This window comes from Lysinibacillus xylanilyticus (assembly GCF_001183605.1).
Taxonomy (GTDB): Bacteria; Bacillota; Bacilli; order Bacillales_A; family Planococcaceae; genus Lysinibacillus; species Lysinibacillus xylanilyticus.
Genome location: NZ_LFXJ01000010.1, coordinates 353,184 through 365,332, shown reverse-complemented (window position 1 = coordinate 365,332; position 12,149 = coordinate 353,184). Strand labels below are relative to the sequence as shown.

Annotated in this window: 9 protein-coding genes and 1 other annotated feature; of the genes, 1 reads left to right on the top strand and 8 read right to left on the bottom strand. The window is 36.3% G+C overall.

Annotated features, from left to right (window positions below):
• Window positions 1–49: 49 nt before the first annotated feature.
• The 6 genes from ACZ11_RS19245 to spxA form a co-directional block, all read right to left on the bottom strand.
• Complete coding sequence (locus ACZ11_RS19245) at window positions 50–649, bottom strand: TetR/AcrR family transcriptional regulator (RefSeq protein WP_049668149.1); 600 nt, start codon at window positions 647–649, stop codon at window positions 50–52.
• Between the two features lie 81 nt (window positions 650–730).
• Entirely contained in the window at window positions 731–2,419 is a 1,689-nt protein-coding gene (locus tag ACZ11_RS19240) for an MFS transporter (RefSeq protein ID WP_049668148.1), read from the bottom strand.
• A gap of 873 nt (window positions 2,420–3,292) precedes the next feature.
• Window positions 3,293–5,104 (bottom strand): oligoendopeptidase F, encoded by a 1,812-nt coding sequence (pepF, locus tag ACZ11_RS19235; RefSeq protein WP_049668147.1) that lies wholly within the window; start codon window positions 5,102–5,104, stop codon window positions 3,293–3,295.
• Between the two features lie 48 nt (window positions 5,105–5,152).
• Window positions 5,153–6,274, bottom strand: coding sequence for a competence protein CoiA (locus tag ACZ11_RS19230; RefSeq protein WP_049668146.1), 1,122 nt, complete (start codon window positions 6,272–6,274; stop codon window positions 5,153–5,155).
• Window positions 6,275–6,655: 381 nt separating this feature from the next.
• Entirely contained in the window at window positions 6,656–7,324 is a 669-nt protein-coding gene (gene mecA, locus ACZ11_RS19225) for an adaptor protein MecA (RefSeq protein WP_049668145.1), read from the bottom strand.
• Between the two features lie 439 nt (window positions 7,325–7,763).
• A complete protein-coding gene (gene spxA, locus ACZ11_RS19220; protein WP_024362527.1) occupies window positions 7,764–8,159 on the bottom strand; it encodes a transcriptional regulator SpxA in 396 nt (131 codons plus the stop codon).
• A 606-nt stretch (window positions 8,160–8,765) separates the two neighbouring features.
• Window positions 8,766–8,999, top strand: a binding site (T-box leader).
• 103 nt (window positions 9,000–9,102) lie between these two features.
• Between spxA and trpS the strand changes: the two genes are divergently transcribed.
• Window positions 9,103–10,092 (top strand): tryptophan--tRNA ligase, encoded by a 990-nt coding sequence (gene trpS, locus ACZ11_RS19215; protein WP_049668144.1) that lies wholly within the window; start codon window positions 9,103–9,105, stop codon window positions 10,090–10,092.
• A gap of 62 nt (window positions 10,093–10,154) precedes the next feature.
• Here the strand turns inward: trpS and ACZ11_RS19210 are convergent, their stop codons facing one another.
• Both ACZ11_RS19210 and fabF read right to left on the bottom strand, forming a co-directional pair.
• On the bottom strand, window positions 10,155–10,385 hold the full coding sequence (locus ACZ11_RS19210; protein ID WP_049668143.1) for a hypothetical protein: 231 nt from the start codon (window positions 10,383–10,385) through the stop codon (window positions 10,155–10,157).
• A gap of 509 nt (window positions 10,386–10,894) precedes the next feature.
• Window positions 10,895–12,136 carry a beta-ketoacyl-ACP synthase II gene (fabF, locus tag ACZ11_RS19205; protein ID WP_049668731.1) on the bottom strand — a complete coding sequence of 414 codons (1,242 nt, stop codon included), beginning with the start codon at window positions 12,134–12,136 and terminating at the stop codon, window positions 10,895–10,897.
• Window positions 12,137–12,149: the final 13 nt, after the last annotated feature.

The window sequence follows — 12,149 nt, the reverse complement described above, 5'->3', positions numbered from 1 at the left end:
GAATAAGAGCAAGTGAAGTTTTCTTCACTTGCTCTTATTTGTCTTTTCATTAACTTTCTTTAGGATTATACAAACTTAAAGTAAATAAATGCACAACCTCATCTATCATCTCATCAATATCTGGATTAATATGCTCATTTATATATGGTAACGTCAATTGGAAAACTAAAATTGAGGACAGCAAAGAATAGAAAAAATTTGCTGTATATTTAAAGTTCCCTTTTGGAATTTTCCCTTGCTCATGTAATTTAATTAAATAATTCTCTAAATGGTGAAATAACTTATTTGGGTATTCAAAAAACATTTTTTCAAATTCTTTGTCTTGTTGAATCTCACGCATAAGTACCCAAATAGTTTCCTTGACAGGAATGTTTTCTTCAAAATAAGCTTGTGCCAAGATTTTAAGGTCATGCTTAATATCACCCGTAAACGCCTCTTCTACTTTAGGAAAATAATCTCTGTCTGTTTTATGTGAAATAACACTCTCACGAAACAAATTCTCTTTATTTCCAAAGTGTCTAAAAAGTGTAATGTGATTCACACCGGCACGTTCAGCAATTTCACGTGTCGAAGTTCCAGCAAACCCCTTTTCACCAAAAAGTGTCAATGCAGCATTAAGAATTTTTTCTCTTGTCTTCAACTTTGCCATTATGCCCACTTTCCTCCTTCGAACATAATTTGCTCAATATTATATCGGAATCAGAAAGTGATAGCAATCAGTTGCGTTCAATTAACGTTTCATAGCAACCTCAAAGTTTCGTTTTCTTATATATTTCTTCATTCTTCTTGCATTTATGCCATTTAAATAAGCGAAAACGGCACCAACTAACATGACAATTGCTCCAAATCTAAAAACTGCTTTAAATGCTAAAGAAATATGATCCTTAATTATTTTTTCTAACGCTGGATAAATATTTATTATTTCCTTTCTTTCAATGGCAAATCTCTTATTAATTTCAGCATGTGCGATGTCTGGTGAAGATTTTAGTACTTTTTCCTCTTCGTCCGTTAGCTTATGTAAAACATCCTGTAGTGACGATTTATTTTCTGTTAGCTCATTTTTATTTTTTTCGAATTGAAGTTTTAGCTTTTCCTTAGTATTATCACTAAGTTTACTAATTTCAACCTTTTCGATCATCTCATTTTTTGCTGTTTTCATTTCGTTCTGCATCATATGCTGTAGCATCACTACTAAAATTGCCACGCCAACCGCAGCCCCAATTACACGACTTACTTGAAATAACCCTGATGCAATCCCTGCCTTTTCTTCGGGAACCTGCAAAATGAGTGCTATTGATAATGGGCTAAAGATTAATCCTGATCCTAAACCGACAATCATTAAAACTCCAACAATAGCCCAAACCGATTGATCTGGTGAAATAAAACCTAACAAGTAGGTTCCAATACTAAATAGTACATAACCAATGACACCAAACCACAATGTTCCCCATTTATTTGCTTTAGCTGCAATAGGTGTAATGAGCATTGTCGCTATAGAAGATGAGCTAAGAATTAAGCCCGCTTGTATCTGAGAAATTCCGTTTACTGTTGTTAAATAAAATGCCATTAAAAAGTAGACACACATCATACCGATTCCTAAACATAACAGTGCGATATTCCCACATGCAAATTGATAGTTTTTAAACAACTGAACTGGAAGCATTGGATCTTTATTTTTTGATTCAATCTTTACAAACAATAGTAAACCTATAACACTGCCAATTAAACAACTAAGAACAAGTGGTGATGACCACCCAAATTCTTTCACTTGTAAAAGACCGTATATAAGTGCAAACAATGAAATACTAATTGTTATCATACCCATCCAGTCTATTTTCTTAGAGGCAGTAGGATCATACGATTCATGTACAAAGGAATGAATTAAACTCACTGCTAAAATACCGATTGGTAAATTAATATAAAATATCCACTGCCATGAAAAATTCTCTGAGATTACTCCTCCAATTGTCGGTCCCAATGCTGTCGATATTCCCGCCATTATTCCAAATAGTGCCGTTACAACACCAACCTTTTCAGGCGGAGTATGAACAAGTACTAAAGGAATACATACTGGAACAATCATTGCTGCCGCCAAACCTTGAATCGCCCGAAATAAGATTAATAACTCAATAGATTGCGATATTCCACATAAAACTGACGCAACCACAAACAAAATAAGCCCTATTTGAAATATTTTCTTCCTACCAAATTGGTCTGCAAATCTTACCGCCGTTAGCAAAACAACGCCAAATGCAATGTTGTAGCTATCAATCACCCAAGAAATTTGATCAATTGTAGTTTCATAGTATGCTGTAATTTTTGGCAAAGATACATTCACAACTGTGGTGTCCAATAAAGCCATAAAAAAACCAAGCGCCGCAGCAATTACCGGCATAATATAACTTTGTTTACCTTTCATTTTCTAGCCTCTTTTCATTAATTTCGCCTTGGCGTAATTGCCGCTGTCGCTGATAAACAATGCGTCCGGATTTTGAATTGTGCCCAGGCCAGCTCGAGGACCGACACGATGTCGGTCAATTCGGTTATGCCACAGGACGTGGCGTTTTTACCGATGCAGGTCAGTTAGCCGTTTTCGCAGGATGCGAAGGTTTTAGGCTAACATCCTTATATCATTCCTTTAAAAATCCGTGACATTCGCCGGAGGCTTTATCTCCATTCAGTGGGTGTTTTGACACCCACTGAATGGAGATATAATGTAATCATTTGATTGCATTATAAAGAAAAAATAAAATGAATGCAACTGGTTGCATTCATTTTATTTTTGAAAAATCGGCGGTTCTCGGTGTTTTGGAGCATCGAGTGGCTCTTCGGAACGCCCACCAGAATTAGGCTATATATATTTATCGGAATGTTCTAGTGATTTATCGGAACGTTTCGGTGATTTATCGGAACGTTTTTGAGTTTTATCGGAATACTTCGCCGTTTGATCAAGATTTATAAAAAATAAAAGAAGCGCCACTATCCTCGACAGATAGTGACGCTTCTTTTTCACAAAGGGGATGGGAGAAATGTTCACGTTCAAACAAAGGGGTGTATGTTTGTTTTGTGATTTATTTCACATGAATTACTTTATCATGGGATAGTAAATATAGCAATAAATCCGATGGTAGATTCACAAATTTGTCAAATAGAAAGCGATTTCAAACAGTATTTTTTCAAGATACGCACTTTTAAACATTTAGAAATCAAAAAAATTCATTATTCTTTTATTGTTAATCACTCAACTAACCATAGAAAAAAGGCTGTAGTGAAATACCTACAGCCTCCAAAATTAATTATTCAACAATAATTTTTCTAACTCATTTAAACGTTCTTCAAATACTTTACATGCATCATCAATCGGCTTAGCAACGTTCATATCAACACCCGCTGCCTTTAATACCTCAATTGGGAAATCAGAGCAACCTGCTTTTAAGAAGTTATTAATATAACGTTCTACAGCTGGTGTACCCTCTTCTAAAATCTGTTTACTTAATGCTGTTGCAGCTGACTTACCTGTAGCATATTGATACACATAGTAATTATAGTAGAAGTGTGGAATACGAGCCCATTCTAAGCCGATTTCCTCATCTACAACTATATCCTCGCCGAAGTATTGTTTATTTAAATTATAGTAAACCTCTGTTAAACGCTCTGCTGTTAAAGATTCACCATTCTTATCCATTTGGTGGATTAGGTGTTCAAATTCAGCAAACATTGTTTGTCTGAAAACAGTACTTCTGAAGCCATCTAACCAATGATTTAATAAATAAATTTTCTGTTGTGGATCTTCAATTGTTTTAAGTAAATAATCATTTAACAGTTCTTCATTACATGTCGAAGCTACTTCAGCCACAAAAATAGAATAATCACCATAAACGAACGGCTGATTTTTACGTGAATAATAACTGTGTACACTATGACCAAATTCATGAGCTAGTGTAAATAGATTATTAACATTGTCTTGCCAGTTCATTAAAATGTATGGATTCGTCCCATAAGCACCTGAAGAGTACGCACCACTGCGTTTCCCTTTGTTTTCTAAGACATCCACCCAACGGTTATCAAGACCACCCTGAACAATCCCTTGATATTCCTCACCTAGTGGCGCTAAAGCCTTTACTAAAATATCCTTAGCATCGTCGTAAGTGACTTTCATATCGACTTCCTTAACGAGTGGAGCAAATAAATCCCACATATGCAGTTCATCCACACCTAAAAGTTTCTTACGTAATGAAATATAGCGCTGCATAGCTGGTAAATGCTTATGGATTGTTTCTACTAATTGATCATAAACACTTTCTGGAATGAAATTGTTAGACATTGCTGCGTGGCGTGCGGAATCATAATTACGGATACGTGCGTTAACATTATGCTTTTTAACATTGCCAGTTAATGTAGACGAAAACGTATTTTTAAAGTTACCGTAAGTTTCATACATTGCTTTAAAGGCATTTTCACGAACAGTACGATCTTTACTTTCTAGAAACTTAATGTAGTTACCTTGAGTTAGCTGTACTTCTTCCCCTTCTTCATTTTTTACTTTTGGGAAGACCATATCAGCGTTATTTAACATACTAAATGTATTGGAAGCAGTACCTGTAACCTCAGACATTTGTGCAAGTAATGCTTCATGTTCTGCTGGTAAAACGTGCGGACGTGCCATCGTTATTTCAATTAAGGATTGCTTATACAGTTGTAAATCTTTGTTTTCTGCTAAGTACTGTTCTATCGTTTCTCCACTCAACGATAAAATCTCAGGTGTTAAAAACGCTAGGGCAGCTGAGATACTAGTCGCTAATGTTTGAATACGACTATTCATATCTTGGTAGAAGCTATTTGTCGTATCTTGGTCATTACGCATATGAGCATACGTGTAAAGCTTCATTGTACGTTGATAAATATCATCGTGATAAGTAAGAACTGCTAATAACGCATCTGCTCCGTTTTTTAAAGTACCTGCAAAGCTAGATGCCTTTTTTGCAATTTCTGAAACTTCTTTATACTCCTCTTCCCATAGAGCGTCAGTAGCAAATATATCCTCCAAGCGCCAAGTTAACTCTTCTGGAACTTCATTTCTTATTAAAACTTTATTACTAGCCATGTGCCAGCCCCCTTTATATGTGAGTTTTTCCTATACTCTCATATTTTCTCAGTATATTGTGGCAATTGCAAATAAATGTGCGTACACCTGCTCACAAATATCCGGAAAACAATCATTTTCCTTATAACTTTTCGCCAGCACCATTCCATAATTTTTGATTGCTTGTACTGTTTGATTTGTTACCTCTACATTTTGTTGAATTAAAAACGATCGAATATTTCCCTCGTTTAGTTCATGAGGTACTAATTGTAAACGACGACAAAAATAATGTAAGATCGTTTGCCACTCAATAGAAAACATCGGTATCGCTTCCGCATCTTTTACCGGAACACCTACGTAATCAGGCATAGCGATTAAAGCAAAACGTAATTCATAACAACTTCGTAAAAATGAATCTTGTACCCCACTTTTACTATGTAATAAACGTTGATATACGAATTGCTTACAATGCTTTTTATAAAGCTGCCAATAAAGATGAAATTCCTCTTTCGAAATTGACTTAGGCTCATAAAAAGGAAAATGTTGCTTGTGAATAGTTAGTTCCTGTACTTTACCTATAAAAGTATGCCCATGAACATGAAGAAGATTCGTCCAATAAATAAATCTCGATGTGTTTGCATCATAGGTCACCAAATAAGCCAAGCCTCGTGCTGTGGCAATTATCATCTTTTGCATAATTGGGGAAATAGAAATTTTTTGAATACCTTGTGTAGATTGTCTTTGAGGTGTTTGAAAAAGCCACAATGGCTGTATAGAATTATTCTCGTATCCAGATGTACGCAGTTGCCACTTTTCATGTGAAATTGTACTACATTGAAATTCAATGGCAATTTGCTTTTGCTCCTTTATCAGAAGCATATCTGGTCGCTGTGAAAGTTTCTGTAAATAAGGCTCCAGCTTTACTGTATGCCCGAGTTTTCTCAGCCATTCAAATAATTGGACTTTCCCTTGTAAATGAAGTTTTGATTCACCCTCTGCAAATAACTGTACACAGCTATTATTAGCAATATGAGCGAAATGAGGGATATTATATTTACCTATCTTTAATTGAACAGGCTGTTGGCATTGGGGACAATAAAATTTCATCTGCCGCCTATATCGTTGTAAAGCTTCCCTTGAATATTGGTATGGAAGAAAAATCTGCCGCTGCTCGTTATAGGCCATAAGCATAAAATCATCTCCTTTTTAACTAATTGTAAAGGAGTGTTTTTATAGCAACAAATAAAGAACGGCTTTTTCTTGAAATATCAATTTTGCCTCGGCATAATTGTAGCTGCCGCTACGCTTTCGCTATAGATAAACAATACCTCCGGAATCGGTTTTGTGCTTAGGCCTGCGTGATGCAGGTCAGTTAGCCGTTATCGCATGGATGCGATGATTTTAGGCTAACATCCTATGTGAACTCCTTTCCGATTCTACGATGTTCGGACACCGCTGAAAGACGTTAAAATTGCTATCTTTTTAATCCTTTTAAATAAAAAGACTGTAAATAAACTTGATAATCACCAAGTTTGTTTACAGTCTAAGCCACTGAATCAAGTACTCATTACTTTAAATAAAATATTTTCGTACTGTTTCAAAGCAATTAAATTCTATAATTTTTTCGCCATATTCCTCTAAGCGATGGATTGTGAAATTTGATGGTATTAAAAATTCTTTAATAACGGCATTTCTATCGTGATGATTCAGTTCTTCATCTGCGTTCGCAAAGTCTACTACTAAATAGTACCAATTTTCATATTTAAATAATGAGGAATCCACTAATTCATCTGTCATGCGTTTCGCTACAGGGATTAACTCATCAATATCTTTAAATTTATAAACATAAATGTCTGTATCCATAAATAACTCTGACTCATCTAAGTCACCAAACTGAGTTAGTTGACTGAGAAGATCCTCTCCAACGTCCTCGAATGGGGCAAACATCTCTTTGTGTTCGTCAAATTGCGAAGAACCATCTAAGGTTTCACCGTCTTTTAAAATATGTGCACGTGTGACAATGATTTCTAAGCCTACTTCAGACGCATTGATATGAATCCAAATAGGACCTTCTACATCAAAGTAATCCTCCGTGTTTACTTCATCAATCATATCCCAAAAAAGTTGTTCACCCTTTGCTCGATTGTACCAGATTTCTTCACGACTATAGCCGCGATCCTCTATATCATTGTACGTAATAAAGAGCTTGAGTGTATTTTCGTTTACACGTTCGATGTCCACTAGACCTCATCTCCCTTCACTGTCATTTGTCGAAAAACAGTTTTGTTTCATTAGTATGCTTTTATTCATTGTTTTTAACCTCATACTCCGTTTTGTTTTTCAACCTTTGACCACACTACAGTAAAACTCTTGAGCAACCGAAATCAAAAATAAAATTAATTGTCCACAGTTGTCTCTAATTATATTGTATGCTGTTCTGTCATAAAATGAAAAGGATATACACCGTTTCACAGAAGATATTTGAATTATTGAAATTGTAGTAAACTATTAAGTTTAAATCAAGTTTAACATACTTTACGGAAATATATGACTTCTCCCTATTATTTATTATACTTTATATAGAAGGTTTTACATAAGTAAAACAAAAAAAAATAGATGTCACAATATGCTTGATGCACATGTAACATCTAATACTTATTCTATGCAGAATACGGAGATATTAGTTCACCATACGCTGTGCTTCTTGCAATTGATACGCACGAACCTTACGAGGTAGGAAACGACGAATTTCATCCTCATTGTAGCCAACTTGTAAACGTTTCTCATCTAAAATGATTGGACGACGTAATAAACCTGGATACTCTTGAATTAACTCATATAAACGTTGTAATGGTAAGCTTTCAACATCAACATTCAATTTCTGGAAAATCTTTGATCGAGTTGAAATAATTTCATCCGTACCATCCTCTGTCATACGCAAAATTTCTTTAATTTCACTAATGCTTAATGGTTCGGAAAATATATTACGTTCTGTATATGGAATTTCATGCTCCTCTAACCATGCTTTCGCTTTTCGGCAAGACGTACAACTTGGTGATGTAAATAAAGTTACTATCATACTGACACATCCTTTCCATTTAATCATTATCTATAACCAGTGTGTTAAATTAGAATTAATGTAATGTAATCTACATACCATTATACAGTACTCTGTGATGTTTGAATATAGTCCCAATAAAAAAAGAATAACCTTATCACACTAAATTTTCTGTCTATTTGTTTAACTTTTCAAAGCAGCAGTTACTTCTTGTCATGTCTAATGAACTACTAATAATATACCCATTCGTAGCGTATTTTAAACACTCATCTCTGATTGTTTTTGTTCTCATTTAAAAAATTTAAACGAGAATATTGTCAGTTCAGTGTGTACAATATAGACGTATATTTACTAATATTGGTTGCATTTTCAAATAAATAGCTCATCACCATAACGTTTGGTTAATTTCCATACCGACTGGGAGCTTTTCTAGAATGCTAAATGGATAAAAAAAGCAACAAAAATAGCATATAATTTTTTTTCGAGAATGACCACCGCCAAAAGTCTGACTTTGCACACTTGCATTTCACTAAGCCTTTATAATATAATTTTTTGCAATCAATCAATTATGTCTTTGGTGAGTTCACCTCATCTATACACTTGGAAGACAGTTATTGAACTAAATAAAAAACGCTGACGAAGAGTAGTACATTTGCACTTTACACGTTTAGAGAGTCTGTGGTTGCTGCAAACAGATCGTGTAAGCATTTGGAATGGGCTTCCGAGTTAGCTTTGTGAACGTCTTAATTTCCTTACTGGAGTCTATTAGCAGAGCTCGTCCCTTCACGTTACGAAGTAAAGTGGCCTATTTAGGCAAGCTGGGTGGTACCGCGGATTCAAACATCATTCGTCCCTTCATTAGAAAACTAATGAGGACGCATGATGTTTTTTATTTTGGAACAATTGACCTGGTCTTATGTAAAGACTATCTGAGGCAACAAAATTCAAGGAGGAAATGACAATGACAACTATTTTTTCAGGCGTACAGCCAACAGGTATTGTAACTCTAGGGAATTATTTAGGTGCGTTTAAGCAATTCCCTGCATTACAAGATGAAGGAGACGCTGTTTATTGTATCGTCGATCAGCATGCAATAACAGTGGCACAAGATCCAAAGGAATTACGTCAAAATATTCGCAACCTAGCAGCTATGTATATCGCTACTGGTATCGATCCTAAAAAATCTACATTATTTATTCAATCAGAAGTGCCCGCTCATGCACAGGCAGGATGGATGTTACAATGTGTTGCATCGATCGGTGAGCTTGAACGTATGACACAGTTCAAGGATAAATCTCACGGTAAGGAAAGCGTATCTGCCGCTCTACTAACATATCCACCATTAATGGCAGCAGATATCCTTTTGTATAATACAAACATTGTTCCTGTCGGTGATGATCAAAAGCAGCATATTGAGCTTACTCGTGATTTAGCAGAGCGCTTTAACAAACGTTATGGTGACGTTTTAACGATTCCTGAAATTCAATTACCAAAAGCAGGGGCTCGTATCAAATCACTACAAGAGCCAACAAAGAAAATGAGTAAATCTGATCCAAATACAAAAGCGACAATTAAGCTTTTAGATTCAGCGAAAGATATTGAGAAAAAAATCAAGTCAGCTGTTACTGACTCTGATGGTTTTGTGGCATTTGATGTAGAAAATAAACCTGGTGTTTCTAATTTACTAACAATCGAATCTGCCATTTCAGGTGTATCTATTGACGATCTTGTAAAAAAATACGAAGGCGTTGGCTATGGTGGTTTTAAGCAAGGTGTGGCAGCAGCGGTTATTGATCACCTGACTCCAATTCAAGAGAAGTTCTATAATTTGGTAGAATCCTCAGAATTAGATACTATTTTAGATGCAGGTGCTGAAAAGGCAAATGCAATTGCAAGTGCTACATTAAAACGTATGGAAGAAGCAATGGGCCTTGGTCGTGCACGTCGCTAAAAATAAAAATTTATCATAGAGATAATCAGAAGAGCTTGGCCAAAAAGAGAGTAATTTAAGAGTTACATCTTATCTTTTTCATTTAAAGTTTTATCATAACCAAGATCAAGCACAACAGCACATAACACAACGGCTGATCCAATGGCCAGATAAAATGCTGATGTTTGTGCCATGAACTTAAAAACCACTAGCCAGGTATATCCAAGTGTACGATAATTTAAATACAAGATGAGATTCCCTACGGAGAGAATCAATAAGCCATAGCTCATTAAAAATAAAAATAGTCGGAACAAGATAAGAGCATCCTTTCTATTTCTTCTTAATTATCATCTATTCACAAAACTATAAAAAAAGACGTCAGCCACGTAAATAAAATGGGCTGACGTTTTTTTGATCATATTAAATAAAGTAAGGCTCTTCTGTAAAACAAGTGGTTGATTTCCGTTCCGACTGGGCGCTTTGTTGCTGACGCTTCGCTTTCGCGCAGAGCAGAGCTTCCTAGGGGCGTCCGATGAGCCGCTTGGGCCAACAGATGTTTTTTGCGCGAAAGCGTAGTGCTAACGCAGCGTCAGCAGCACGATGTTGGTCACGAAGGCGTTATCACAGGACGTGATGGTTTTAGCCTTCGTTCCTCTATTGCTAATCCCCAAGGAGTCGCCCAGTCTCCACTCCAATCAACCACTTCTCTTAGCGTGCATCTTGTGGCATGTCAATCTAATTTATAGTGATTAAACAGCCCTTTGGTGAATACTAAAAATCAGTGGAAGATGAAGAACCTCCCACTGATTATAGTTTTACTTTATTATTCCTCGATTTTTTTGAATAGTAGACTAGCGTTGTGTCCACCAAACCCAAGTGAGTTACTCATAGCATATTTAATATCTGCTTTTCGAGCTTCATTCGGTACATAATCTAAATCACAATCTGGATCTGGATCTGTTAAATTAATTGTCGGTGGTAAAATGCCTTCTTTAAGTGCAAGCGCTGTGAAAATAGCTTCAACACCACCAGCTGCACCTAATAAATGACCTGTCATTGATTTTGTAGAACTCATTGCAAGATTATAGGCATGTTCACCAAAGACTGTTTTTACTGCCTGTGTTTCAAATAAATCGTTATATGGTGTACTTGTTCCATGTGCGTTAATATAGTCTACTTGTGAAGCTTCTACGCCGCCATCAGTTAAAGCTTGCATCATAGCACGAGAAGCACCTTCTCCTTCTGGAGCTGGAGCTGTAATATGATGTGCATCCCCTGTTGCACCGTAGCCAAGAACTTCTGCATAGATTTTTGCACCGCGTGCTTTTGCGTGCTCATACTCCTCCAAAATAACAATACCTGCACCTTCACCGATAATGAAACCATCACGATTTTTATCGAATGGACGGCTAGCTGTTTCTGGATCTGTATTTAAAGATAATGCAGTATTTGAGCAGAAGCCTGCTACTGCCATCCTAACGATTGGCGCCTCAGCACCACCAGTAATCATAACATCTGCATCGCCTCGTTCAATTACTTTAAAAGCATCCCCAATAGAGTTTGTACCTGAAGCACAAGCAGTTACTGAACAAGAATTAATTCCCTTCGCACCAAGGTGAATCGACACTTGGCCTGAAGCCATATCTGGAATCATCATTGGAACTAGAAATGGACTTACACGTCTTGCTCCACGCTCTTGGAATGTTAAAAATTGTTGTTCGTATGTTTCCATACCACCGATTCCAGAGCCAATCCAGACACCTGCACGTGGTGCTAGCTCTTCATCGATTGTTAATTGTGCATCTTCCATCGCCATGATGGACGCTGCTAAAGCATAATGTGTAAAGCGATCCATTTTACGCGCTTCTTTACGTTCAATATATTTTTCTATATCAAAGTCCTTCACTTCAGCGGCAATTTTTGCTGCGAAAAGATCTTTATTTAAACGTGTTAATTCGCCGACGCCAGATTTTCCTGCTTTAATGTTAGTCCATGTTTCTTCGATGCTATTTCCTAGTGGTGTAACTGCGCCAATTCCTGTAATTACTACTCGTCGTTTACTCATTGTATTACTCCCC

Coding starts and splice junctions, on each gene's coding strand:
- fabF (WP_049668731.1), bottom strand. CDS start 12,136: ATGAGTAAACGACGAGTAGTAATTACAGGAATTGGCGCAGTTACACCA.
- trpS (WP_049668144.1), top strand. CDS start 9,103: ATGACAACTATTTTTTCAGGCGTACAGCCAACAGGTATTGTAACTCTA.
- ACZ11_RS19245 (WP_049668149.1), bottom strand. CDS start 649: ATGGCAAAGTTGAAGACAAGAGAAAAAATTCTTAATGCTGCATTGACA.
- ACZ11_RS19230 (WP_049668146.1), bottom strand. CDS start 6,274: ATGCTTATGGCCTATAACGAGCAGCGGCAGATTTTTCTTCCATACCAA.
- ACZ11_RS19240 (WP_049668148.1), bottom strand. CDS start 2,419: ATGAAAGGTAAACAAAGTTATATTATGCCGGTAATTGCTGCGGCGCTT.
- pepF (WP_049668147.1), bottom strand. CDS start 5,104: ATGGCTAGTAATAAAGTTTTAATAAGAAATGAAGTTCCAGAAGAGTTA.